Origin of the sequence: Sphingobium aquiterrae (genome assembly GCF_037154135.1) — a bacterium.
In the GTDB taxonomy this organism is placed as follows: domain Bacteria; phylum Pseudomonadota; class Alphaproteobacteria; order Sphingomonadales; family Sphingomonadaceae; genus Sphingobium; species Sphingobium aquiterrae.
In genome coordinates, this window is the sequence record NZ_JBANFL010000007.1 from 1 (window position 1) to 25,798 (window position 25,798).

Annotated in this window: 23 protein-coding genes; 10 read left to right on the plus strand and 13 right to left on the minus strand. The window is 60.6% G+C overall.

The window, feature by feature from the left end:
* Positions 1 to 79 precede the first annotated feature (79 nt).
* Genes WFP78_RS08815 through WFP78_RS08830 form a run of 4 tightly spaced genes read left to right on the plus strand, consistent with a single transcriptional unit; the run spans position 80 to position 4,590 of the window.
* Entirely contained in the window at positions 80 to 2,023 is a 1,944-nt protein-coding gene (locus tag WFP78_RS08815; RefSeq protein ID WP_336961304.1) for an FUSC family protein, read from the plus strand.
* Positions 2,020 to 2,232, plus strand: coding sequence for a DUF1656 domain-containing protein (locus WFP78_RS08820; protein WP_024018728.1), 213 nt, complete (start codon positions 2,020 to 2,022; stop codon positions 2,230 to 2,232). Before WFP78_RS08815 ends, WFP78_RS08820 begins: the two co-directional genes overlap by 4 nt.
* 10 nt (positions 2,233 to 2,242) lie before the next feature.
* Positions 2,243 to 3,151, plus strand: a complete 909-nt coding sequence (locus tag WFP78_RS08825) for an HlyD family secretion protein (protein ID WP_336960741.1) — start codon at positions 2,243 to 2,245, stop codon at positions 3,149 to 3,151.
* On the plus strand, positions 3,148 to 4,590 hold the full coding sequence (locus tag WFP78_RS08830; RefSeq protein ID WP_336960744.1) for an efflux transporter outer membrane subunit: 1,443 nt from the start codon (positions 3,148 to 3,150) through the stop codon (positions 4,588 to 4,590). The genes WFP78_RS08825 and WFP78_RS08830 overlap by 4 nt, the downstream gene beginning before the upstream one ends.
* Before the next feature lie 790 nt (positions 4,591 to 5,380).
* Here WFP78_RS08830 and WFP78_RS08835 read toward each other — a convergent pair.
* From WFP78_RS08835 to WFP78_RS08875, 9 genes are all read right to left on the minus strand, one after another.
* Positions 5,381 to 6,868, minus strand: a complete 1,488-nt coding sequence (locus tag WFP78_RS08835) for an efflux transporter outer membrane subunit (RefSeq protein WP_086486326.1) — start codon at positions 6,866 to 6,868, stop codon at positions 5,381 to 5,383.
* Positions 6,869 to 6,875: 7 nt separating this feature from the next.
* A complete protein-coding gene (locus tag WFP78_RS08840) occupies positions 6,876 to 8,381 on the minus strand; it encodes an MDR family MFS transporter (protein ID WP_024020661.1) in 1,506 nt (501 codons plus the stop codon).
* A 53-nt stretch (positions 8,382 to 8,434) separates the two neighbouring features.
* On the minus strand, positions 8,435 to 9,583 hold the full coding sequence (locus WFP78_RS08845) for an HlyD family secretion protein (protein ID WP_336960753.1): 1,149 nt from the start codon (positions 9,581 to 9,583) through the stop codon (positions 8,435 to 8,437).
* Between the two features lie 568 nt (positions 9,584 to 10,151).
* Entirely contained in the window at positions 10,152 to 10,625 is a 474-nt protein-coding gene (locus WFP78_RS08850; RefSeq protein WP_405053679.1) for a hypothetical protein, read from the minus strand.
* 149 nt (positions 10,626 to 10,774) lie between these two features.
* Positions 10,775 to 11,353 carry a DUF4142 domain-containing protein gene (locus WFP78_RS08855; RefSeq protein ID WP_235955309.1) on the minus strand — a complete coding sequence of 193 codons (579 nt, stop codon included), beginning with the start codon at positions 11,351 to 11,353 and terminating at the stop codon, positions 10,775 to 10,777.
* Positions 11,354 to 11,754: 401 nt separating this feature from the next.
* Complete coding sequence (locus tag WFP78_RS08860; protein ID WP_235955281.1) at positions 11,755 to 12,312, minus strand: ABC-type transport auxiliary lipoprotein family protein; 558 nt, start codon at positions 12,310 to 12,312, stop codon at positions 11,755 to 11,757.
* A gap of 137 nt (positions 12,313 to 12,449) precedes the next feature.
* Positions 12,450 to 13,379 carry an MlaD family protein gene (locus WFP78_RS08865; protein WP_024020666.1) on the minus strand — a complete coding sequence of 310 codons (930 nt, stop codon included), beginning with the start codon at positions 13,377 to 13,379 and terminating at the stop codon, positions 12,450 to 12,452.
* The gene (locus WFP78_RS08870) at positions 13,379 to 14,155 is read right to left on the minus strand and encodes an ABC transporter ATP-binding protein (RefSeq protein WP_031309820.1); all 777 of its coding nucleotides are present in this window, start codon (positions 14,153 to 14,155) and stop codon (positions 13,379 to 13,381) included. The genes WFP78_RS08865 and WFP78_RS08870 overlap by 1 nt, the downstream gene beginning before the upstream one ends.
* Before the next feature lie 8 nt (positions 14,156 to 14,163).
* Entirely contained in the window at positions 14,164 to 15,273 is a 1,110-nt protein-coding gene (locus tag WFP78_RS08875; RefSeq protein ID WP_235955279.1) for an ABC transporter permease, read from the minus strand.
* A gap of 222 nt (positions 15,274 to 15,495) precedes the next feature.
* Between WFP78_RS08875 and WFP78_RS08880 the strand changes: the two genes are divergently transcribed.
* From WFP78_RS08880 to WFP78_RS08900, 5 genes are all read left to right on the plus strand, one after another.
* Positions 15,496 to 15,990, plus strand: coding sequence for a MarR family winged helix-turn-helix transcriptional regulator (locus WFP78_RS08880; protein ID WP_024020669.1), 495 nt, complete (start codon positions 15,496 to 15,498; stop codon positions 15,988 to 15,990).
* A complete protein-coding gene (locus WFP78_RS08885; RefSeq protein WP_086486395.1) occupies positions 15,983 to 17,596 on the plus strand; it encodes an ABC1 kinase family protein in 1,614 nt (537 codons plus the stop codon). Before WFP78_RS08880 ends, WFP78_RS08885 begins: the two co-directional genes overlap by 8 nt.
* A 70-nt stretch (positions 17,597 to 17,666) precedes the next feature.
* Positions 17,667 to 18,608 (plus strand): MlaD family protein, encoded by a 942-nt coding sequence (locus tag WFP78_RS08890; RefSeq protein ID WP_336960764.1) that lies wholly within the window; start codon positions 17,667 to 17,669, stop codon positions 18,606 to 18,608.
* Between the two features lie 215 nt (positions 18,609 to 18,823).
* Complete coding sequence (locus WFP78_RS08895; protein WP_024020672.1) at positions 18,824 to 19,696, plus strand: alpha/beta fold hydrolase; 873 nt, start codon at positions 18,824 to 18,826, stop codon at positions 19,694 to 19,696.
* Between the two features lie 159 nt (positions 19,697 to 19,855).
* Entirely contained in the window at positions 19,856 to 20,620 is a 765-nt protein-coding gene (locus WFP78_RS08900; RefSeq protein ID WP_336960765.1) for a class I SAM-dependent methyltransferase, read from the plus strand.
* A gap of 358 nt (positions 20,621 to 20,978) precedes the next feature.
* Here the strand turns inward: WFP78_RS08900 and WFP78_RS23390 are convergent, their stop codons facing one another.
* Positions 20,979 to 21,122 carry a DUF4010 domain-containing protein gene (locus WFP78_RS23390; protein WP_419722941.1) on the minus strand — a complete coding sequence of 48 codons (144 nt, stop codon included), beginning with the start codon at positions 21,120 to 21,122 and terminating at the stop codon, positions 20,979 to 20,981.
* A 116-nt stretch (positions 21,123 to 21,238) separates the two neighbouring features.
* Positions 21,239 to 21,679, minus strand: coding sequence for an MgtC/SapB family protein (locus WFP78_RS08905; protein ID WP_336960766.1), 441 nt, complete (start codon positions 21,677 to 21,679; stop codon positions 21,239 to 21,241).
* A 278-nt stretch (positions 21,680 to 21,957) separates the two neighbouring features.
* Between WFP78_RS08905 and WFP78_RS08910 the strand changes: the two genes are divergently transcribed.
* Entirely contained in the window at positions 21,958 to 24,546 is a 2,589-nt protein-coding gene (locus WFP78_RS08910) for a cation-translocating P-type ATPase (protein WP_043153848.1), read from the plus strand.
* A 7-nt stretch (positions 24,547 to 24,553) separates the two neighbouring features.
* Here WFP78_RS08910 and WFP78_RS08915 read toward each other — a convergent pair whose 3' ends face one another.
* Positions 24,554 to 25,615, minus strand: coding sequence for an AI-2E family transporter (locus WFP78_RS08915; protein ID WP_336960769.1), 1,062 nt, complete (start codon positions 25,613 to 25,615; stop codon positions 24,554 to 24,556).
* A gap of 10 nt (positions 25,616 to 25,625) precedes the next feature.
* Positions 25,626 to 25,793, minus strand: a complete 168-nt coding sequence (locus WFP78_RS23395) for a TraR/DksA family transcriptional regulator (RefSeq protein ID WP_419722942.1) — start codon at positions 25,791 to 25,793, stop codon at positions 25,626 to 25,628.
* Positions 25,794 to 25,798 lie beyond the last annotated feature (5 nt).

The window sequence follows — 25,798 nt, forward strand, 5'->3', positions numbered from 1 at the left end:
GGAACCGACTTGGCAGTCAAAACCCCCTATCAGCCCCCTTCCCGCGCCGGAATAACCGCCTAATCAGAGGCTCCTTAAGCTGTTCGTCGCGGGCATGATCGCATTCGCGATAGCGGTGCGGATCGGCCTGCCCAATCCTTACTGGGCACTTGTCACCTGCTGCGTCTGCATGAACCCCATGAGCGGGGCGATCCGGTCGAAGGCCGTCTATCGGTTCACCGGAACTTCCTGCGCCGGCTTCGTCACGCTTGCCATGGTCGCGCTATTTGCGAGCGCGCCGCTGCTGCTGATCGCGGCGTCGGGAATCGTGGCAACCCTGGCGTTCGGTATTTCTTTCCTCGACCGCACGCCGCGCAGCTACGGCTTCCAGCTTTTCGCGATCACGCTCATGCTGGTGGCGGTCGCCGGCGTGGATCATCCGGAGATCATGTTCGATACCGTTGTGGCGCGGGTCAGCGAAATCACCCTCGGCATCCTCGCGACGACCCTCGTTGACGGCGTGATCGCTCCGCGTTCTCTTGAAGGTGCGCTACGCGCGCGCTTGCATCGCTGGCTGCCCAGCATCGAGACCTGGGCGACGGATGTCCTTGATGGCCATGAGGCGGACGCCCAAGGAGAGCATGACCGGCTAAAGACGCTGGCCGACATCACATCCCTGTCACAGCTGACCGGAGCGCTGCGCTACGATCCGACGATCCATCGCGATGACCTGCGGCACGCGCTCGCGATCCAGCAACGCCTGCTGCGCATGGTCCCGCTCCTTTCCGCAATCGGCAGCCGCATCGCGGGCCTTGGCGAAGCGGAGCGCTTGGCCCTCCGACCCTCTCTCGCCACGGCCAGGGCCCATCTTGATGCCGGTACGGAACCGCCACCCGATCTGGCCGATGCCGTGCGCGCGCTTCCGCTCGATGCCAGTGACGCGCGCGCGTGGCAGCAGCTCATTCATGATGCGCTGGCCGACATGCTGGCCGAAATGCTGACGCTCTGGAGCGAAGTTTCGCGGATCGAGGCGGCGTTGAGCGGAAAGGCGAAGCTTGCGCCCGCGCTCGCGCGAACAGTCAGCGAGACGCGGGCGTTTCCGCTCAACCCCGACATTGATCACGCTGCCCGGATCGCGGCGGGAATCCTCGTAACCTACGCCCTCCTCTGCGGGCTCTGGTATGCGACGGGCTGGCATCAGGGCGCGAACGCGGTTCTGCTGGGCACCGTAACGCTGGCCTTTTTCGGTGGCGGCGACGAGCCGGGCCGAGCGATCGGAATGTTCGCGCGTTTCGCCCTGCTAGCGACCCTGCTGGCGGGGATCCTGTGCTATGGCCTGCTCCCGCTCGCCGCCGATTTCTCGACCTTTGCGTTGATGATGGGCCTGTTCATGCTGCCGCTGGGCGTCTGGGCGGCCGTCAATCCGATGGCGACGCTAATCCTCGCCTTCGGGCTCAGCAACATCAATCTCCAGGGCCATTATTCGCCGCCCGATTTCGGAACCTTCGTCGAGGCGAGCGTCGCCAGCATGCTGGGCATATTCACCGCCATTCTCGGCGCCGGCCTGTTCCGTACCTGGGGCGTACAGCATCAGCTTCAGCGCGTCCTCCGCATCGAAGCGCGCGAGATCGCGCGGCTGAGCCGGTCGCCCAGCCGACGGTTGCGGGACAGCTATGTCCAGCGGGCGCTCGACCGCATTTCGGTGGTGACGGCGCGCCTTGCCGCAGCCGGGCAAATCGAGCGGAGCGCCGGCCTGCTCATCCGGCTGCGGGTCGGCGCGAACGTCGCCGACCTGCGCTCGATGGGCAACGCGCTTCCCGCCGATGGGCGGCAGGCGACGGATCGGGTTCTCGATCAACTCCGCAGCGAGTTCGACAAGCCGCAGCCGTCGTCCCGTCTGCTCGCGCTCATCGACGAAGCACTTGATGCGCTCTGGCCGGGAGATGGTTCGCCCGGCGCTCGCCCCGACCGCGCCATTCATGCCTTAGCGGGTCTGCGCATCGCCCTGTTCGAGCGCGCGCCGGCCTGGGTACCGGCGACATGATCGGCGAAATCGACATCGCGGGCGTGTTCGTTTCGCCGCTGCTCCTCTGCGCGATCCTCGGCTTCGCGATGCGCCTGCTGCTGTCGCGGGTGCTCGAGTCCATCAGCTTCTACCGCCTCGTCTGGCAGCGCCCGCTGTTCGACACCGCCCTGTTCCTCATCCTGACCGGCACCGCCTTTCTGGCTCTACGCCTTGTCACCGCATCCTGAAGTGCCCGCCATGACCCTAGATCGCGATACCCTCCTCCGCCTGCTCAAGCCCCTGCTCACCCTGCTGGTGGTGGGTGCGGGCGTGTTCGTCTTCTGGCGCCTCTATAATTACTACACCTACGCGCCACAGACGCGCGACGGGAAGATCAGGGCGGATGTGGTCCCTCTCGCGGCAGACGTGTCGGGCCGGGTCGAGCAGGTCCACGTTCGCGACAACCAGGTGGTCAGGCGCGGCGACATCCTGTTTACCATCGACCATGTTCGGCTGCGCAATGCCGTTGAGCAGGCCGAGGCCGCTGTCGCCACGGCACGGGCAACGTTGAACGCCGCCGAACGGGAGAACCGCCGCTATCAGGCCCTCTCTGATATCGTCTCGGGACAGCAACGTGACGACCGCCGCTCCACCGCCGAGGAGGCCCGCGCACGCTATGCCCAGGCGATCGCTGATCGCGATCTCGCCCGCATCAATCTGGCGCGCGCCGAGGTGCGTGCGCCGGTCAACGGCATCGTCACCAATTTCTCGCTCCGTCCCGGCGCCTATGCGGCCACCGGGCAGCCCGTGATGACGCTGGTCGATTCCGACAGCTACTATGTTGCCGGCTATTTCGAGGAGACGAAGCTTTCGCACATCCGCCCCGGCGTCCGCGTCACGATCCGGGTAATGGGCGAGGATAGGCCGCTTTCTGGCCATGTTGAAGGCCGATCGGCGGGCATTGACGATCGCGAACGGACGACCGCGTCCGGAACGCTACTCGCGAATGTCAATCCCACCTTCAGCTGGGTCCGTCTTGCCCAGCGCATCCCCGTGCGGATCGCCATCGACAAGGTGCCGCCCGGCATCGATCTGATCGCGGGCCGGACGGTCACCGTGACGCTCAATGGCGCGGAAAATGCGCTCGGCCCCGGCCGGAGCGAATGACGATGGGGCGCGTCGGAACGAAAAGGCTGCTCGGACTGATGGGCGCGCTGATGCTCGCTGGCTGTGGCACGGTCGGCCCCAGCTATCGGGCGCCGCCCTTGCCCGCAGGCATCTCGGATCGGCCCGCAAGCTTTGCCGAAGGAAAATCGCCCGCCTATTCGGCTGAACCCTTGCCCCAGCGCTGGTGGCGCCTCTACGCTATTCCCCAGTTCGATGCGCTCGTCCAGGAAGCGATCGAGGCCAACACCGACCTCAGGGTCGCGGCGGCCAATCTCGAACGCGCGCGCGCGATTGTCCAGGAGGTCGAGGCCGGCGCGGGCGTCCAGACTTCCACGGCGGGCGGCGTATCGGTGGGCGAGCCGTCCAATCTCGGTCTCGGCTCGCCCAACGGGACCCATGCGACATTCGACGCCGGCGTCGGCATATCCTATGAACTCGACGTCGTGGGCCGGATTCGGCGCACGATCGAAGCCGCGCAGGCCGATGCGGAAGCGCAGGCCGCCGCCTATGACCTTGCGCGCACGACGGTCGTGGCCGGAGTGGTCGGCGCCTATGGAGATGCCTGCGCGGCCGGCGCGCGGATGACCGTTGCCCGCCATTCGGTCGAACTGCAGCGGCAAAGCCTCGCCCTCACCGAAAGAGGCGTGCGCGCCGGCCTCTACACGTCGCTCGACGCTACCCGCTCGCGCGCGCTTCTGGCTCAGCTCGAGGCAGCGCTGCCGCCGATCGAGGCAGGCCGCAAAGCTGCACTATTCAGTCTTGCCGTGCTGCTCGGCCGGACGCCCGAAGATTATCCGCCCAATCTCGCGACCTGCCGGATCATCCCTTCCGTCGACCGCCCCCTGCCGATTGGCGACGGTATGGCGCTGATCCGGCGCCGGCCTGACATCCGCGAAGCTGAACGCCGGCTCGCGGCTGCGACGGCGCGCATCGGAGTGGCGACGGCGGACCTCTATCCGAGCGTCAGCCTCGGCGCATCGCTCGGCACGACCTCGCGGAGCGTGGGCGGGCTGGTCGACGATTCGGCGTTGCGGTTCAGCTTCGGCCCGCTCATCTCGTGGTCCTTCCCGAACCGACGCGTCGCCAGGGCGCGGATCGCGGAAAGCGATGCAGCGGCGCGCGCGACGCTGGCGGCATTTGACGGCAGCGTCCTCGCAGCTCTCCGCGAAACCGAGACGGTCCTCAGCACCTATGCCCGTGATCTGGACCAGAATGCAAAGCTCAGGCGCGCGCGCGATGAGAGCCGGAGGGCTTCCGGGCTCCAGGCCCGGATAACCGGGGGCGGTCTTGGAACAGGCCTTGAACTGCTCGACGCGCAGCGAAGCCTTGCCACGGCCGAAGCAGCGCTGGCGGCCTCGGATGCGTCCATCGCCTCGGATCGCGTTCGGCTGTTCCTTGCGCTCGGCGGCGGCTGGGAAGGAGCGATGGCGGGGCCATGATGACCGAGCCTTCGCGAGGCGTACGCTCCGCGGATGTTTGATGGGGCCGAATTACAGAGGAGCAGCCCCGCCTCGATCGGTATCCTTTGTGCTGACGGATCAGGTCCCGGTGCCCCTCCACGCCGCAACTGACGCCATGGTGGCGGGAATTGAACGATCCGCTGCTCGATCAACTGATTTGACGGGCGCCGTTCTCCAACCCGTCGAATGATATCGCCGAAGCGCGTGTTCGGCACCCGGCAGCCTGATCATGTGGTGGGGTTGGTCTCGCCTCATGGATATCCAATTCGGCACGATGCTCGCCAATGATGCACTTGTGGGTTGTTTAATCGCATCACGGTCAAGGCAATTTCGATCTTCGTCGATCTATGGTTGTGAGGTCGTAAGCTTGGCTGGTTTTACAAGCGGCCCCATCTTCTGCCTGCGGGTGATGCCGTCTGTCGGGTACAAGGTCGTATACGCGGTCAGGACAACTCCCCGCGGGATAGATCTTCGTCGGACAGAAATTCTATCCAATCACACGTCGAGGCCGATAAACTGCTCTATGGTTGTCTCCGGTCCGATGTTGCGTCCGGCTATGCGGTCGTGAATCCGTATTTCATCCTATCTGGGGCAACCCCCGTCAAAGACATCGCAATCGCCCCGGGGCGCGTTACCCCGCGAAACTCTGTATAATCGCAAGGGCCGCAGGATGGATGCCGAACAGGCGGGTTGCCCTGTGCCAAAAGTCATCATTGCGGTGGGCAGGGCCGCCGATTCTTGTATTGGCAAGTCCGGACAGATACCATCATTATTTGCTCATAAGGGCTGAAGCTTGACTCCCCGCTTCTGTCCATCCCAGTCCAAGCGACTTCTGTATGGCAACATAGCTGGCGGTGAGGGCCGCAACCGCACTGTGCAGGTTTGCCTCTGCAAGCCGCTGCTGGCGGTCAGCCTCAAGAGTGTCGCCTCTCGAAATGACCTGCCGCGCATAGCGCTGCCGCATCAGCGTTGCCGCTTCATCTGCGGACCGCTTGATTTCGGCAAATGCGGCGACGTTTCGCCTTTGCTGTGCAAAGCGCGCAAGCGACGTCTCCGCGTCCTCAAGCGCGCCGAGCACTACCTGCCTATATTGTGCCTCGGCTTCATCGCGACCAGAGCGTGCCTGCGCTATCGCCGCTGACGTTCGTCCAAAATCGAGCAAGCCCCATTGCAGCTGAGGGACGGCGATGTTGGAAATATTGCCCAGATCTACCAGGTCTCCGATGGACGTGCCGCCAATCCCGAGAATCCCCATGAAGCTGATTTTCGGAAAACGAGCTGCTTCCGCGACCCCTATCCGGGAGGTTGTGGCGGCGAGATTGCGCTCCGCAGCGCGGATGTCGGGACGACGGCGCAGGAGCGCCGAAGGGTCTCCGATCGACACCCGCGCAGGGGGGATCGGGATATCGCGCCGTGGCGTCAATAGCGGATCGAGAGATCCCGGCGCTTCACCGGCGAGAACCGCTAGCGCATTCATATATATTTCGATCTCAGCATCGGCCGCGGCGAGATCGCTGATCGTGGCCTGAACCGCGCGGTTCGCTTGGCCGACAGTGAAGGCCGGGATTGTGCCTTGCCCGAAACGCTGCCGGGCTAGGGCGAGTTGCTGGCGCTGAAGGTCGAGACCTCCCCGAAAAGCAGCGGCGCGCTGCTGCCGGTCACGAAGATTGGTATAGGTCTGCGCGACTTCAGCGCTGAGCTGAACCTTTGCGTCTGCAACATTATACGCCGCTGCCGCCGCCAGCGCGTTTGCCGCTTCGATTTTTCGCACCTGCCCGCCCGCGAGATCTATTTCCCAGTTTGCGTTCAGACCAAGGTTGTAGAAACGCAGAGACGTGTCCGCATCCTGGGCGGATGAAGGTGCCGGAACAGGTGTGGGTAGAGTACTTCCTTGACTGGCCTGGAGATCGATCCCGGGAAGATCAGCAAATATGGCCGCGCCCTGAGCACCAGCCGTCGGCAGGCGGTTTGCTCGCTCCTGGCGTACAGACCCACGGGCTTGGCGAAGTCGGGCCTGCACAACATCAATCGAGGGATTTGCGACAAGAGTGCGCCGCTCGAGCTCATCGAGAACCGGATCTTGCAGCGTCGTCCACCATTCGGCGAGTTCGGGCTCGCTGGTCGACGCATCCGCTGGTTGACGAACGAATGTCGGCCGCGGCGCGGCTTGGCCGAGCTCTGGTGGTCCGGAATAGTCCGGGCCGACCACACATCCACCAAGGAGCAGCGGAAGGATGAGACCACTTAACTTTGCCATTACCACCTCAATGCATCGTCAGCGACATCCCCTTGGGGAGCGGGCGAAGGAAAAACACGAACGGAAGCGTCACAAAAGTCGCTACCGCCATCGTCAAGAATATGTCGTTATAGGTCATGACGAACGCCTGCTGCTGAATTGTGCCAGCGAGCGACTGAAGGCCCGCGTCCATATTTCCCAGAGTATGAGACATCCCCGCGATATACTCCTGCACGCTTGGATCGTTTGCCCACAGCGTTTCCTCCATCCGTCGGCTGTGGAGTGACATACGCTGGTCCTGGAACGACGTCAGGGCCGCCAGAGCGAATGAGCCACCGAGGTTTCGCGCAGCATTGAAGATGCCTGAGGCATCTCCAGCATCCTCCTTGCTGACTGAGGTAATGGCGGCCTGGTTCAGAAAGAGCATGACAAAGATCATCCCCACCCCGCGCAGCAGCTGACCGGTAGTAAAGGCTTCGCCTGCGGATTCCACTGTGAGACTGGTGTTCACAAAGCAGCTAGCAGCCATAAGCGCGAGGCCAGCGCCAACGGCCAGCCTGATGTCGACAACCCGCATCAGAAACGGCACGAACGGCATCACAAAGAAGGCAGGAACGCCCATGAGAAAGATGACCTGTCCGGTCTCGAGGGCATTATAGTCGGCGATAAGCGACAGGAACTGCGGGATGACGAAGGTCGATCCGTACATCACCATGCCCAGCGCTAGCGCCATGATAACGACGCTGCCGAACTGTCTGCTCATGACGATTCGCAGCTTAAGGACGGGCTTTGCTGCCCAGATCTGTCCGATCGCCAACATCACAAACCCTGCTACGGTTATAAACGTCAGCCGGATGATAAGCGTCGATTCGAACCAGTCTTCACGGTGCCCCTCCTCGAGCACGATCGTTAGTCCTCCAAGGCCAAGGATCAGGCCTATAATACCCAACCAGTCGGCCTCGCGAAGATAGACCCAATTCGTACGTTCGTGCGGCAGTCCGAGCAACAGGAGCAAGAGGAGTATCCCGCAGACCGGAACATTGACGAAGAAGGCATAGTGCCAGCTCAAATTTTCCGTCAGCCAGCCACCGAGCAAGGGGCCAAGAACGGGTCCCAAGATTACGGTCATTCCGAAAAGGGCCATCCCGATGGGCTGCTGGGGTGGCGGGAGTCGCTTTGCGACAATCGTCATGGCGGTGGGTATCAGCAGCCCTCCCATAAGGCCCTGCCCGGTTCGTCCGATGATCATCGTCATAAGGTCGGTGGCGATGCCGCATAGGATGGAGAACCCGGTAAAGGCAGTCACGGAAATGAGAAGGAGGGTTCTCAGTCCCAAAAGCCGTTCAAGCCAGGCGCTCAGCGGAATGACGACGATCTCGGCAACGAGAAAGGCGGTGGCGATCCACGTTCCCTCAGTGCCGGTTGCTCCGATTTCGCCTTGGATCGTTGGCAGTGCCGAGTTGACGATCGAGATGTCGAGGGTCGCCAGCAGTGCGCCGAGCGAGCCGGCAGCAACAGCGATCCAAGCGGTCAAGTCCGCACGCGCGGAACGAGCTGCGTCTGGAGATGCTGTGACCGTGACCACTGTCAACGCTTCCGGCTTACGGCCTGACGGAGTCGATCCATCTCTCCTCTGGCTGAACGCGTATCGACCGTTACTCCAACCGACATTCCCGGCACAAGGAGCGTGCGCACTTCGAGAGGAGCATCGATTGCAATGCGTACAGGCACGCGCTGTACGATCTTTGTGAAGTTTCCGGTCGCATTCTGGGGGGGGAGCACCGAGAATTGGGCGCCCGTGCCAGGGGCGACACTGGCAATACGCCCGGTCAGTTCGACGCCAGGGAGCGCATCGATTTCGATGCCAACAGGCTGGCCGACGCGCATAAGCCCCAGTTGAGTTTCCTTGAAGTTCGCCTCAATGAACAATCGATCGACAGGAACCAGTGTCATCATGCGTGTGCCGGGCTGCACGAATTGCCCCACACGGACAGCCAGATCGCCCACACGGCCATTGATTGCAGCCTTGAGCACTGTCGATTCGACGTTGACGCGCGCCACCTTGAGTTGGGCACGCGCGGCCTCTGCTTGCGACTGGGCCTGACGCACCTGCGCGCCCAGTGTACCGACTCGCCGTTGCGAGGCGATCAGCGCCGCCTGCGCAGCATTGGTTCGCTCGCGAGCTTGTCGTGCCTGCGTCTGAAGCTGCGCGAAACGCTCCCCTGGCTCAGCGCCTGATGCGGCAAGCGGCTGATATCGCGTAACCTGCTGTGCGGCGAAAGCAGCCTCGGCGCTCGCCGCGTTGAGCTGGGCTTGCGCTTGCGCTATGGCTGCCTGCTGTTCGGAAATCTGAGAGCGCGTCGTATCCCCCGCAGCCGTTGCCGTTTCGATCTGGCTGGTAATCTGTTCGGTCTGCGCCCGATATTCGCGGGGATCGAGTTCAGCCAGAGACTGCCCCTGCCGAACCGTCTGATTCTCGATAACGAACACCCGTTCAACATATCCGGCGATCTTGGGCGCTGTGATGACGGAATCTGCCGCAACATAGGCGTTGTCGGTCACCTGCATGTATCGGCCCCGGTTCTGATGATCCAAGTACCAGACAAAGCCACCGATGAGCAGCAGGATCGCGCCAATGAGCATCGCGAGGCGAACGCGCGGCGATTTAAGCGGCGACACCGCAGATTCGCCGAGGCCCTCAGGATCCGCCGAAACAGTGGCCGACTTGTCCGCCATATAAATTACAATCCCAATGTTGCGCGGTGTGGTTCTGTCTTGCAGCATTAAGGAGTGATCGGCAATTGCATATTATATGGAACCTCAGCATTACGCAGAGATAACCCGCTCCTTGCCCGCCGCCGCTGGACCGGTCCTACACCTAAGCCGCATATCAGGCTGTAGCTCCCCCAATCTTCAAGCAAGAATCAAAAGATACCGAGGAGCGGTTTGCCAGGCTGGTGCACAACACAGAAACTGATGGCGCGTGATGCCGAGCACTCCGACGCGAAAAATTACTTTCCCGATCGGGCGGTCGTTAAGAAGTGAGCCTCGAATTGGTGTCCCGTTTCAATCCCCACAATTGTGGCCTATGGTGATATCAGCCAGGGTCACACGAAAGGTGACCCGGCACTTTGATCGGTTGGGCCGCCGTCACCTTGCCTGGAAGCAATAATATAGATTGTTTCTGGCCCGAGTAGCTTTTCGTTATTCCCGCCCCGGCCCATTACCCTGCAATGCCATAGTTCAAGAGATAATGCGCAGCGTCACACAGAGGCGTCGAATTCAATAGCGTCAGCTTTCGTCGCTAATTTTTGCTCCCCGGACAGCGCCGCGCGAGCGCTGTTCCACGAAGAAAGCCGCGGCGTGCGAAGCCGGCGTCAATCGCTGCCGCCAGGCGTCTTTCGGCCGGAGCTGCGCCCGAAATCTCCCGAACTAAGCCCCGAAACGGTATGATTGTGTTAACAATAGTTTTCCCTCCAGCCTCGGCCAGCCGACCAGCCCTGTTCTCTTTTTTGTTGTTGCCGACCGCAAAATCAGGTCCGAGGACGCTATCGAGCTCCGTAGTTGCGGCCTTGATCTGCGCACAGGATTTCAAGCCGGCGAGACCATATGGATTTTCTTGCGCTCTTTCCAGAATAGCTGGAATTTCGGTTTTGGCCGCGCCAATATCTTTCGCCGGCTGCGTGACGATTTCCCGACCGCGGTCAACTGTCTCATCTTTTCTGGCGGGTTGCTCGGGGGTTTGTGCAAGAGCCGCCATGGCAAAAACAAGTATCATCATCCGCCCAATATCCTGAAGACAAGGTTGAAAGCATAAACACGACCGCTGTGGGGTTCGCTGTTACCTCGCTTGAAATAACAGCGGCTGCCCGCCAGGGCATGACGATCACATTGAGTGGCGCCCGTGAAGAACGGGCGCCACTATGATCATTGACCGCCGGTCAATGCTGAAGGAAGAAGTGCCTTCCCATTGGTGAGTTCTTGCTCAAGTGTGGGAACGGCGGTTCCCGCGACTTGCTTCAAGGCTGGGTCGGTGCCGTCTTGCGCATAGCCTTTGTTGATGGCCCATGCCGCCTGTAGTACCTGGGCGGACTGGGATAGATAAAGATTATCGAAGCTGCCGCGCGGCGTCTTCTGGAGCAGCTTCACGAGTGCGGCTCTGTCGGAGGAAAGCGATGACGATGGCGCTTTTATTGTCCGCTGATCGTTGCGCAGCGCGGCCATGAGTGCTTTCTGCGCGATTTGCGCTTCGGTCTGAACACGTTTGGCAAAAGCCTTCACATCGTCACGCTGAGCCTTGGTCACGGCGAACTGCGCTGCTTTTATTTGATAGAGGTTCGCATCCGATGCAGCCATCACAAAGGCTGGCTCATTCTGTCCAGCTATCGGTGTTGTGCCGGTATCCATGCTCGACATTGAACCTGTGTTTGTTGGTGAAACAGCTTGGGCGAGAGCCCCTGAACCTGAAAGCGCTAGCGCGCCCGCGGCCATAATGACTTTCAGCATAATACCTTCTCCGTAGAATAGATTTCGAGCGGTCAAGTGGCCGCATCACGTTAAGCGTGACGACGTCGTAACGATGCTGTTGGATAATCGTTCCACCATCGCCCGCATTGCATAAATTAAATTGTCAAATGAGTGTCACTTAAATCGACAGCGGACTGCATTTCATAATCCGATAGCAATATTAATCATTGCGAGATTTGACTTATCACATGGTCGATATGCTATCGCTTATTAAGACGTAGAATCCGGGATTATACTATCTTGCTTACTCTGGCTCCGATCGGGTCAGCCCTTCAGATAAAAACAAAAACTCGTAGATACCTACGAAGCTATCTGGCGCATGGCGATTTTGTACATGCTTTCGCGCCCTAAGATTGTAGAGATCGGCGACAAGTTCATGATCAATTTATCCCCTGCTTGCGTTCCATTCGATCCTTCGATGTATCAAGCGCGCGCTCCGTGGAATGCTTCCGCGCTGCTTGCGCGGACCAATCCGTCAATTCTGTGGTTGAGCGAGCTACTGCACGATCGAAAGCGGCGACTATCCCGCTCGTGGTATTTGCGGACGCTGGCTCCTGCACCAAGAAGCGCTTGGCCTCAACGGGACGACGATCAGTAAGGTCAAACAGGGTTGCATCGCCTTCGATAATGACAGTGGGCGGTGCTTTTTCACCCCCATCTAGGGCATACCGTGCTTCGAATCGCTCGATATCAATCTGCAGCGCATGCGATGCCCCGGTGGCATTTCTGACGCCCGTCAGGCGCACGTCAGGTGCCCGCGCCGCATATTGACGCATCAGCGCCTGGGTGAAAAGATCGGGGACCGGCGCCACCCAACGAACCCCCTTAAGGTAGAGCGCACGTTCCCCCCGCGTGGTGAGCATGCGATCGCCCTCTACCTCCTGCGAGAACCGGGGGCGAAGCAGAGATACAGAGCGAGTCGGGAGCGCACCCTGCATCCCGGTGACGGACGTGGGCTCAACCACGCCAAACCTGAAAAGGTCAGCGCGCTCGCCGCCGCCTAGCAGGTTTCCACAGCTACCCAGCAGCAAGGCGCTCGACAGAAGTGCAAAAGTCCGATTCCTGGTTGATAATGTCACTTAGGCAACTCCAGTTCAGCACCCCGGCTTTTGGCCAGAGCTTCGCGGGGACTTTGTCGGATCCCGCGAATTAGCCCGTCCAGCGATTCAGCTGTTTCTTGCAAGGTCAGCATGGTCGCATTGATATTAGGGATCGTGGTCGTACCGATATCGGCGCTTTGCGTGTCGAGTTTGGCGATCACGCCGCGAGCCTCATGAACTGCCGATTTGAGTTCGTTTGCCGCCTGGGAGATATCGGCGAAGGCGCGCTTGCCATCGCCATCGGCAATCTGCCGAACGGCCGAGGCCGCGCCCTGAATATCGTCAGCCGCCCGATCCAGTTTGGCGAGCGCGGAACCGGCATGGGCGAACATGGTCCGATTGGCCGCCAGTTCCGCCGTAGTCATTCGGACATCGCGAATGGCACCGCCGATGTTGGCGATATTACGATCAGAAAGGACCTTGTTCACACGGCTCAGTGCCTCGGTCGCGCTTGCCACCACCTGTCCTCCGCCTTGCAGCAATGAAGACATAGCGTTGGGCTTGCTGGCGATGACAGGCCGCTTACCGTGATCATTGGTCTTGAGCAGCGGCTTGCTCGGCGTGCCCGCGCTGATTTGCACGATGCTGACCCCTGAGATGCCCTGACTTTCAGAGGATGCGACCGAATCTTCGCGCACCGGTGTCCCGCGCGTCAGTTCGATATCCGTGATCACACGGTTGGGGTCGCGCTGGTCGAGGCGGATTCCGCCGATTTCCCCGACCTTGATGCCGTTGAACTGCACTTCGCCTCCAACGCTTAAACCTCTGACTGGCCCATGAAACACGATCTGGTAAGAATCACTTCCTTTGGCCGAACCGCCGAGCCAGACCACAAAAACAAGCGTGGCGATAAGCAACGCGATGGAGGCGGCGCCTACCAGAGCATAGTTGGCATGGCGTTCCATCAGCTTTCTTTCTCTTTTTTCGCGGCACGGCCGCGCGGTCCCAGAAGATAGCTCCGGATCCACGGGTGATCTGACCGTTCAAGTTCTTTGATCGTTGCAACAGCGGCGATTTTCTTGTCAGCGACAACCGCAACGCGGTCGCAAATCGCGTACAGAGTATCGAGGTCGTGGGTTATTATGAACACGGTGAAGCCAAGAGCATCCCGCAATGTTCTGATAAGATCATCGAATTCGGCTGCAGCAATTGGATCGAGGCCGGCAGTCGGCTCGTCGAGAAAGAGGATATCAGGATCCAGCGCGATTGCGCGGGCTACCCCCGCGCGCTTGCGCATTCCGCCAGATAGCTCGGCAGGCTTCAAGCAGCCTGCATCTTCCGGCAAACCAGCAAGCTTGATCTTCAGCCTTGCAAGATCGTGCACATACTCACGTGTAAGTTTCGTATGTTCCAGAAGTGGCGCCTCGACATTTTCTTGTACGGTGAGAAAGGAGAATAATGCGCCTTGCTGGAACATCACCCCAATCCGACGCTCGACTTCACTGTGCGCTTGCGGATCGCGGATGTCCTGCCCGAATATCTCGACGGATCCGCCATCGGGCTGCTTGAGGCCCAGGATGGTGTTGAGCAGCACCGACTTACCGGAACCCGATCCGCCAACCACACCCAATATCTCACCGCGCTTGACCTCAAGGCCGAGATCCTCATGGATGACCTTGTCGCCAAAAGCCGTGCGCAGGCCTTTGACGCGAATGGGCACGTCTTCGGCATCGGTTTCCACAAGCGCCCTCACAGATCGAGCGCCATGAAGATAACCGCGAAAATCGCATCGAACATAATGACCATGAAGATTGACTGGACGACCGCGGACGTCACATTTTGACCAAGGCTTTGGACGTCGCCGCCGACCATAAGGCCATGCCGACAGCCCGCAGCAGCGATGATCAGAGCCAGAAACGGCGCTTTGCACATGCCTATCCAGAAATGCTTAATGTCCACCGTTTCGAGCGTACGCTGGATGAAGAAGACCGGGCTGATATCAATCGTCACCCAACTGACCAAGAGTCCGCCAGCAAGACCGCCGATATCCGCGCAGAAGGTCATAAGAGGCATCATGAGAAGCGCGGCTAAGATGCGCGGGATTACCAGCGCATCGAAGCGGTCCACGCCCATAACCTGCATCGCATCGGTTTCCTGGTTCATCCGCATCGAACCGATCTGAGCGGCAAAGGAAGATGCGGAACGTCCAGACAGAAGGATGGCAGTGATCACCACGCCGAACTCGCGCAGGATGGCCACGCCCACCAACTGGATCGTGAACACCTCAACGCCAAGCGTTGTCAAAAGGTTGGTGCCAACGAGCGCAATGACCGCGCCGATGAAGAAGGTCATGATAAAAACTATCGGAAGCCCATTAATGCCCGCGTCCTGCATGAACGCGACAAGCGGCGTCATGCGCAGTCGGCGAGGATCGCCAAGGGTACGGCCGAGCGCCACAATAAGCTGCCCAGTGAACACCAGCATCTGGTAGGCGTCATCGGCGATCCCGACTACCTGACGGCCGAAGCGCTCGAAAAATCCCAGAACACCAGTGACGCCAGCCTTACCGGCCGTATCTTGTTCAAGGGCAGGTCGAACAAGGTCGATCAGCCTTTGCAAATCCTCTCTTTCGCCAAAGTCTATATCGGCGTCTGGAGCCATGGACCGCAAAAGCAGGAGGGCACCGGCAGTGTCGATCCGCCCCAGAGCAGAAAGATCGAGACGCTGCACGTCTAGACTCCCGGCCGACTGGGCACCCAGGCGCCCTGCCGCATCGCCCAAAGCAAGCGAAGTCCAGTCACCGCTCACATGCAGAGTCGGGCCGCCACCCTCGTCAATATGCCAATCTGCCGCGATCATCGCACTAGCAGCATGGGAATTGAGCAGCGGACGATTTCGGCTCCTGCTGGCATCAACGCCACGCAGCGCATATCTTGAACCTTGGCATGGTCAAGCATTGGGGTCTCACGATGATGATCGAGCAATGGCACGCCATGGGCCAAGAGGTGCCAGCTTCGTCGCAGTCATAACTTTATCCTCTCCCCTTGCCATGCCATCGAAGATTGAGCAAGGACATAACATATGGAACCTCAGGAAGTTCATTTGCGCGCACTCGCGACGGCCTTTGGCTGGACCTGGTACAGAATGCGGCGGCTGATCGACACGCACCTTGCGTCCCAAGGAGCATCGATGGCCCGTCTTAAGCTGCTGGTATATCTCGCCGAGCAACCCAGCCGCTCAACCGATATTGCAAGCTTCTTCGATCAGGCCCCGCGCACGGTAACCCAGGCGATTGACTGGTTGGAGCAGAATGATCTGGTCACGCGCTCGCCCGTTGAAGAGGACCGTCGTGTAAAGCTCGTGGAAATCACGGACGCAGGCAGGGCGATGCTGGAGCAGGCCCTGCCACTCTACGATGGCATTGTGGCGAAGACCTTCGGCAGCTTGACCGCGGAAGAACTGGAAGCATTGGATAGGGCGATCCTTCACCTCGACAAGGTCGTGGATCAACTCGAAACGCAAGCTGGCTTCCGCCGAGGTCGCGTCCCCACGCTCAAGGCACATAATGATGGCTGATCCTCATTTGATGGACGGGCCTGAAGCGGTCGCATTGAAGGAGCGGGAGCGGTTCGCACAAATCCTGCTTCTGTTCGGGCGACACGGCCTCAAGGGAATGGCCTCCCGGCTAGGTCTCAGACTGGGTGGTGAGGAACCATTTGATAGCGCTCGACCAGAAGCAGTCGTTGCGCTGCTGCAAGATATCGGTCCTGCAGCGGTCAAGTTCGGGCAGATTCTTGCAATGCGAAGTGATCTGCTGGAGCCCGATTGGATCGATGCGCTTTCGAAACTTCAGGACCGGGTTCCGCCGCTGCCGTTCGCCACCGTGCGACCACTTATCGAAGAGGCGATCGGCGGAACTGTGGAAAGCTATTTCGCCTCCTTTGAAGACGAAGCGATTGCGGCCGGCTCGATCGCTCAGGTCCATGCAGCAACGCTGCTCGACGGCAGGGACGTTATCGTCAAGGTCCGTCGTCCCGGGATCGAGCGGATTGTCGACGCCGACCTTCGGCTGCTGCGCCGCGTCGCCCGGATCGCAGAGCGCCGCATCCCCGAGATCGCGCGACTAAAGCCGGACGAACTGCTGCGCCACTTCGCTGAAAGTATCGATCGGGAAATGGACCTTGGCGCGGAAGCTCGCGCCAGCGATACGATCGGAGAGTATCTCAAAGCTTTCGGCGTGCGAACGGCTCGCTTTGACTGGGAGTTGTCCGGCAGGCGTGTCAACATACAGGAGCGGTTTCGAGGCGTTCCGGCAAGCAATCTGGAGGCGGCGCGGCAAAGCGACCTTGATCTCATTAGCCTCGCCAGCACCTATGCGCAGGCGATCCTCCACATGATCGTCATCAATGGTCATTTCCACGCCGATCCCCACCCAGGCAACGTCTTTTTCCTGGAGGACGGAACGCTGGGGCTTATCGACTTCGGAGCGGTGGGGACGCTTCTGCCGCGACGCCGGGAAGAATTGGTACGGCTTGGCCTGGCGATCGCGGCGGAGGACACAGGCGGGGTCGTCGATATTCTGCTGCTTTGGGCGGGCGACCCTGATGTTGACCGTGTCAGGCTGGAAGAGGCCCTGGCCGAACTGATCAACCGTTTCAGCAATGTTCTGCTCGAGCAAATTGACCTTACCGACATTTTCCAAATCGTCTTTGCGATACTGCGCGACTTTCATCTCGCGCTCCCGCCCGATCTGGCACTGGTGCTCCGGACGCTGCTCACGGCAGAGGGATTTGTCCGGCGCATCGATCCGACATTCGACATCACTCGAGAACTGGCTCCGCTGGCAAAGGAACTGATGCGCGAGCGAACGAGTCCGGCGCGATTGCGTGGCGAAGCGGGCAAGCTGTTTGCAGCGCTTGGAAGAGCCGCCTTGTCAACGCCGAGCCTGGTGGGACAGATCGAGAGAGTTGCGCGTACCGGATCGATCACCGTCAGTATCGCACCCAGGGATCTTGAACGATTGCGCGGCGATGAGCGCAACAGCAGAGCCACTCCCCAGCTCTACCCCGCAGCATTGGGAATATGTGCTGCAATCCTTTTCGCCTCGGAACCGATCATCGCCGGGCTGCTGTCGGTGCTTTCCATTGCCCTGGCAATTGGCGAACGAGTGAAGCGGCGGTGATCACGTTCCAAATCTCGCGAAAATTAAAAGCTCATTTGTCGCGCTACCGGCTCCAGGATTTCTAGGTCACATGGAAACGCGTTCGAACTGGTTGAAGGTGAGCCTTGTTGTCGGCCTGCTCATAACCGCCGTCATTGGGTTCACCCTGTGGCTCATCCAGTCACGTGAGGCTGACGGGGCCACGTATGAGGTGCAGTTTAAACAATCGGTCGACGGCGTTCAAATCGGATCGGGCGTCAACCTTCTTGGTGTTCCCGTTGGGAAAGTAACCCAGGTCCGGCTCCAACCTTCAAATCCGGATACGGTCGTGGTCCGGTTCGTCCTTACCAAGGACATCTTACTCCATCGCGGCGTGACAGCGTCGGTCGATAAATCATTCTTCGATGGATCGGCAGAGATAAGCCTGGCGGGAAGCAACAAGCGTGAACCGGCACTTACAGTTCAAGCGGGACAGCCATTCCCGCTTGTACCAGTGAAGACCGGCGGCCTCCTCAGCGGCGACCTCAATCCAGGCGAGATGATCGCCAAGATATCGTCAGGTGCCGAGAGCATCGCAAAGAAGCTGGACCCTGCCGGTCAGCGATCCATCGAGGAACGTCTTGGCCAACTCGCGCTGCGCTCGCGGAACTGGAAAAGCGATGTCAGTCAAATCGCGGGGGAGGCCCTGCAGGAAGACAGGATCCATTCTCTAGGGAATGTAATGGCTCGGGCGGGAGACGACGCGGAGAGGCTTCGCCTGAGGCTCGAGGCATCGCGGGGCGGTCTTCGCGACAGCCTCGGCCGGCCCTTGCATGATGCCGAAGGCAAGGCCCGGTCTCTGGGCCTATCCATTGCACACGCACGGCCCCGGATCAGGCAATTGGAAGGGGATGCGCAACAAATCGCCGAAACCGCCCGCTCCGTTCGCGAACCAGTTCGACGCGTGGGCGATGCGGCCAAGAAGATTGACCGGGAAGGCTTGGGATCTCCCAAACTACCTGACTACCGGCCCACGACTGAGGAACGGAAATAGATGATCGCGATCGACCGCTCAGGAACGGACCAACCCTCGTCTTCATGCACAGGCGCGCAATCAGCTTCTGTGAAGCACGAACTCAGGACGATAGAACAACCCTCTCAATTCTTCGCGCGTGTGTGGATGCAACGTCCTGAAGTGGCGCAAAGGCAAAGCCAAAAATGGACTAAGGGGTTTATCTTCAATCGGGCCTGCAGGATCGAGACTGGTGGATGACCGGGAAGAATTGCAAAATCGATGGAGCCGCTGGTATCAGCCTGGCTGCTGAAGTGAAGGGCGAATGCAGGGCGATGCCCGTCTTGCTTGCCCACGGGGCGGGTCAGACTCGCCGCGCCTGGAAGCGGGTAGTGCAAGATCTGGTCGAGGCGGGGTTTCGCGCTATCGCTATAGACATGCGTGGGCATGGCGATAGCGACTGGTCGAGCGCAGGTGCGTATGACGTGCGCGACTTTGCGGCCGATCTCGTCGCGGTAGCATCAGGAATGGATCGCAAACCGGCTCTGGTAGGCGCCTCCCTCGGCGGCCTTGCCGGAATGATAGCCGAAGGAGACCTCGCCCCAGGCAGCTTCGCATCGCTCACTCTTGTAGATATAGCCCCGCGTATCGAGCCGGGCGGCGTGATGCGGGTGGTCAGCTTCATGCAAGAACATGTCGAGACTGGCTTTTCGTCTCCGGAAGAAGCTGCACAAGTCATTGCGCGCTACATGCCACATCGTCGCAAGCGCAGAGCGGGTGGTGGCCTACGGCACTATCTCCGGCAGAAAGAGGATGGCCGCTATTACTGGCACTGGGATCCAGCATTTATTCGCAATATGGTGGCTGCACATTGCAGCGACACCGCGCATCAGGAGCAGCAAGTCAATATATTATACAAGGCTGCCGCTAATTTGACGCTACCGCTGCATCTGATCAGGGGCGGATCCAGTGATCTTGTCTCGGAAGGCGCTGTCGAACATCTGCGCGAACTGGCACCGCATGCTGAATATACCGACATTATCGATGCCACGCATATGGTCGCAGGCGATGCAAACGACGCCTTTTCTGCCGCAATTCTCGGCTTTTTAGGGCGCCAGTCCAGCTTCTAGAGGGACGAGCATGGGAGAAGAGATTTGCTCCTGATCATCGAGGGTCGGACGACTTGCTGTGGAGAGCGCCATACATTGGTGGGTTTGCCTAAGATGACACTCGGTAACTGGCTGCTGCCTCGCTCACTGGACTGCTATCCATAACGAAGGTGACGAAAGTTGACGACCAAAAATCTGACCGGCATGCTGGCCAAAAAGATGCCGCAGGAAACAGGCACCGCGCGCACAAAGGGCGAAACCCTGTTCCAGCTATTCTTTGCGCTCATCCAATGGCCTTGGCTGTTGAAAAGCCTTTATGGGGGAAACAAAGCTGAAAAAAATGCTGTTCTTGAGCGTATAAACCTTGAACAGGACGCCTTGCCTCATCTTGGCAGCTGGAAAGCAGACACTTACCTTCTTCACAGGATTGTTGATGAGATTGAAGTCCGACAACCGAAAAATGTTGTGGAATTAGGTTCCGGAGTAACTTCGCTGGTTATCGCCAAAGCATTGTCGCTTCACGGTGGCGGGCATTTATACAGCTACGATCAGTATGAACCGTTCGTTGAGCAGATGGGCATTTGGCTCGCTGAGCACCACCTGTCGGCAAGTTTCAGCCATGCTCCGCTGAACTTTCGGGACCAGGCCTGGCCTGGATTATGGTATGCCTTGCACGACCTTCCACAGACAATTGATCTGCTTGTCATAGATGGACCGCCTTGGTCAATTCATCCCTTTACCCGAGGAATGGCGGAACGCCTTTTCGAACGTATCGCACCGGGAGGCCTCATCATGCTCGATGATGCAGCAAGACCAGGAGAAAGATACGTGGCGCGACGCTGGAGGAAAACCTGGAGAGACTTCGAGTTCAAGTTCGAAGGCAAGGGCACCAAAGGCCTGCTGATTGGGGAGAGGATGATAGATGGCAATAATCGCTACGGGTGATGATCGTGAAGTATCAGTAGGCCCTTTATTGGGGCTGTTTTTCAAGTGCAAGAATGGCGATTCTTCAGCGTCATGGTCCTTTTCGAGGTCAGCACCCCATGATGTTTTCCAGGGCGAGGGCCTCTGGGTGGTATGGATTCTAAGGATTGAACAAACCCGCTGACGCGGGAGAGGCGAATCCGATTGGCGCGTCGATTTCCTCCGCATATGCCGCCAATGTGGCATCACTGTCACCAGCATGGTGGCATTGGATCATCCAGGGCCGCCCGCTAGTAATCCGCGGCGCGGCACTAATCCCAGAGGTCGCGCACATCAGCGGGCTCCTTTGGCGTGACCCCCTGGTTTCCACCAGCGCGGATTAGAGCCCGGCAGTGGGGATAACCACCGTGGATGAAACCACGGCGCCGCAAGCTGCCGTCGCGAGTTTCCAGCGCGATGCGCCGAGGCGCTTGCTGGCCCTATAGCCGGCGAAGGAAAAGCCCGAAACAAGGACGACCACCATCCACAGTTGCCGCGGATTCTAGGCATCGTAGGGACCGTAAGGGCGATCGGGATGGATTGGCAAGATGGCGAGCGAGATCAGTGCGAATCGGACGATTGCGCTTACCTCAACCTCGTTCAACCGTCCGATCCAGCCGTGAAGCTGCGAGCGGAGCGCAAGTACCAGCGTACCAGCGTCATCAAAACTGCGATGATCGTGGCGAGACGTTCCTGCTGTGTGGTAGCGAGGAACCCGCAGCCGAGTGTCAGCAGCCCGGCAAGGCTCGCTGTTCCGCTGACCGGTCCGCCACGCCATGCCGCCTGCGCATATCCCATCAGGACCAGCATGGCCGCAGATGCGATCAGGATGATCGCCACGCCGGACTCGATCGACCGAAGGGCGCCCGCGACGCCGCCGGCGAGCCCCAGAAGTCCAAAGGTCCGGATGCCCGCGAAGCGGGAGCCGGCCGGTTCATGGCGCAAGGTCCAGCCACGCTGGACGCCGATGAGAAGGCCAAGGGCCAGCGCCAGCGCGATGCCGGCTATGGTAGCAACGCCTCCGGCTATCGCAAAATCCATCTCAAACGCCGTCACTTATGTCCTCGGTTCTGAATGCAAGGTTGTCCAATGGCCTTGATGCGACCGTATGACCCAACCCAAATGCGAATATCTATTGGCTGCGGGTAGCGGCCAAGGCTCACGGCGCCAATCTTGGCTAGCGTAATAGGGACAACAGGAATGACGATCAGAGGAATCCGTAAGTACCCGTAATGTGCCGGTAGTCGGCTTGCACCAGAATGATCTTGAAGCAGGCCGGCGACGCAGCACGTCGCTCACTTCGAACAGGAAGAGAATGGATGCCGATCGCCACTGACCAGCGACCTACCGCGCCATCCCGGTCCGGGCTGACCGCAGCGGAGGCCCGGCGACGCCTTGATGCCCAGGGACCGAACGAACTGCCTAGAGCAGGGCGGCGCACGGTGCCGCACATTCTCGCTGAAGTGGTCCGGGAGCCGATGCTGGCGCTGCTGCTTGCGGGCGGCGTCGCCTATATGCTGCTGGGTGACCTTGGCGAAGCGCTCATCCTCCTTGGCTTCGCGACCTTTTCGATCGGCATCACGGTCATCCAGGAAAGCCGCACCGAGCATGTCCTAGAGGCGCTGCGCGACCTGTCGGCGCCGCGTGCGCTGGTGATCCGCGACGGGACCCGCATCCGCATTGCCGGGCGCGAGGTGGTCGATGGCGACCTGCTCGTCCTGGAGCAGGGGGACAGGGTCGCCGCCGACGCGATGCTGATCGCGGCGGACGATCTTCAGGCCGACGAATCGCTGCTTACCGGTGAGTCCGTACCTGTCCGCAAGCAGGCGGTGCTTCAGGGCGAGGAATCGTTGCGGCGACGGCCGGGCGGGGAGGACCAGCCGCTTGTCTATTCGGGCTCGCTCATCACCCGCGGCTCGGGGCTGGCGCTGGCGATCGCGACCGGCCCGCGCAGCGAGATCGGCAAGATCGGCCAGTCGCTCTCGACGCTCGATGCCGAGCCGCCGCGCCTACGCCGGGAAACCGCCCGGATCGTCCGGCTCTGCGCGATCGGAGGCGGCTTCGTCGCCCTCCTTGTCGTCCTGCTCTTCGGGCTCCTGCGCGGAGGATGGATCGACGCTATGCTCGCGGGAATCGCGATCGGCATGTCCATGCTGCCGGAGGAGTTCCCGGTGGTCCTCACGATTTTCCTCGCGATGGGGGCATGGCGCATTGCCCAAGCCGGCGTCCTCACGCGCCGGGCGGCCGCCATTGAGACGCTCGGTTCCGCGACAATATTATGCACCGACAAAACCGGAACTCTCACCGAGAACCGGATGGCCGTGACGGAGCTGTGGCTGGCGTCGGGCGAGACGGCGACGGTCGACGGCGTGACCGAGCCTTCGACCCGGTTTCACGAACTCCTGGATACCAGTATCCTGGCCAGCGCCCCGGTGCCGGTCGATCCGATGGAGGTCGCCTTTCACCAGGCAGGCGCGGGCATCCCGGACCTTGCAGAACGCCGTGCCAAGCTCAGTTTGGCCCACAGCTATGGACTGCGGCCTGAATTGCTGGCGATGTCGAACGTCTGGCAAGCGCCCGACCCCGAGGCGGCCTGCACGGTGGCGGCCAAGGGCGCGCCGGAGGCCATCGCTGCGCTCTGTCATCTGTCGCCGGATGAGCGCGCGCGCCTGAAGGCTGCCGTCGATACCATGGCTCTAAGGGGCATGCGCGTGCTGGGTGTCGCAACGGCATCGACTGGCCCGGGCGACAGCTTGCCGGAATCCCAGCAGGAGCATGATTTTGCCCTGATCGGTCTGATCGGCCTTGCCGATCCCCTGCGCGCCAGTGTGCCGGCCGCCGTGGCCGAATGCCGTAGCGCCGGGATCAGGGTCGTGATGATCACGGGCGACTACGCTGCCACCGCGCGAGCGATAGCGACGCAGGCCGGAATCATGGACGGCGATGTGCTGACCGGGACCGAGCTCGCTGCCCTGGACGACGCGGCGCTTGCAGAACGGCTGAAGACGGTGACAGTCTTCGCGCGGATCATGCCGGAGCAGAAGCTGCGGATCGTGGCGGCATACAAAGCGGATGGCGAAATCGTCGCCATGACCGGAGACGGGGTGAATGACGCACCGTCGCTCAAGGCCGCGCATATCGGCATCGCCATGGGTAAGCGCGGCACCGATGTCGCCCGGGAAGCCTCGGCGATCGTCCTGCTCGACGATGATTTCGGGTCGATCGTGAAGGCGGTGCGGCTCGGGAGGCGCATCTACGACAATATCCGCAAGGCGATGGCCTTCATCTTTGCCGTCCATGTTCCGATCGCAGGCCTCGCGCTGCTGCCGCTTGCCTTCGGCCTGCCCATCCTGTTCGGGCCGATCCATATCGCGTTGCTCGAGATGATCATCGATCCTGTCTGCGCGCTCGTCTTCGAAGCCGAGCGCGAGGAGCAGGATCTGATGAACCGTAAGCCGCGCCACCCCGAGGAACGGCTCTTCTCGCTGCGCATGATCGGCTGGAGCGTGTTCCAGGGCGGGCTGGGCTTTGTGCTGCTCGCCGGGATATTTCTGGCATCGAGCTATTCCGGCATGCCGGAAGCCGATGCGCGCGCGTTGACCTTCTTTTCGCTCATCGGCGTGATCCTGGTGCTGATCCTAGTCAATCGCTCGTTCGACACATCGCTCCTTCACGCGCTGGTCCGGGGCAATGCGGCCCTGCGCTACGTCCTGGGCGCGGTGGTTGCGGTCGCGGCCATCATCATGACCGTTCCCGCACTTCGTAGCCTGCTTAAATTCGGTCCGCTCCATGGCCCCGACCTCGCGATCACCATGGGGTCAGCAGCGCTGCTCCTGATCCTGCTTGAGGCGAGCAAGATGGTCGAGTTGCGGTGGGCGTCAAGCTTTGCACGGCAGCCGCGAACGTGACACGTGCCTATGATGCATCCGATTGAGGCTGGAATCGCGAGCGTGCAAATATATCCCATGCAGCGATGAACAAAGCCGCCGCCACCGGACCGATCACGAGCCCGTTGAAGCCGAGTACTTGCAGACCGCCGAGGGTGGAGATCAGGACGACATAATCGGGCATGCGCGCGTCCCGACCCACCAGGATCGGGCGCAGGAGATTGTCCACGAGGCCGATCACGAACAGGCCGCACAGGATCAGAATGACGCCTTCCCAGACCGCGCCGGTTACGAGCAGATAGACAGCGACCGGCGCCCAGACGATGCCTGTCCCGATCGCTGGCAGAAGCGACAGAAACGCCATCAGCACGCCCCAGAGCAACGCGCTATGGATGCCCAGCGCCCAGAAGACGATCCCGCCGATGGCGCCCTGGATGACCGCAACCACGAGGCTGCCCTTGATCGTCGCCCGAATAACGGCGGCGAATTTCACCAGCAGGGCGGCGCGCTGGTCCGGATCCAGCGGAATGGCCGTTTCCACCCGGGCAGCCACCTGCTTGCCGTCGCGCAAAAGAAAGAAAGTCAGGTAGAGCATGACGCCCAGGGCGACGACGAAGCCGAAGGCGCTCTGGCCGATGCTGAATGCTCGCGCCGTCAGGGTCTGGAAGCTAGCGGCAATCTCGGCGGTCAATTTGGTCCGGACGGAATCGAAATCGCTCAGGCCCAACCCTGTCAGCAGCGACTTCAGCCATTGCGGCAGATGTGCCTGGAACCGGAGGAAGTAGGTGCCGGGATCAGCCTCGCCGCTTTGCATTCGCGCGTAGACGCCCGCCAACTCCTGAAGCAGGAACGCAGAAAGCAGGATGGCGGGGAGGATTACCATCGCCATGATCACGAGCAGCGTCAGCAGAGCGGCAAGGTTGTTCCGCGTCGGCATCGCACGCAGCAGGCGATCGTTGAGAGGCGCGAAGAGGATCGATGCGATGACGCCCCAGAGAATGGCGCCGAACAGCGGTTGCACGATCCACGCGAAGGCCATCGACACGGCCAGGATGAGTACAGCAAAGCTCGTGTCCTCGATGCGGCGCATACGCGGTCCATCAGGCCCTGTCGTGCTCCGCCGCGCTTGCACATCGGATGCAATGTGCGGCGGCGGGCAGCGCCTCGAGCCGTGCCGGCGCTATCGGCTCCCCGCACGTGGTGCACAGGCCATAGGTGTCCGAATCCAGTCTTGCGAGCGCCTGTCGCGTGAGGGCGATTTCGGCCAACGTCG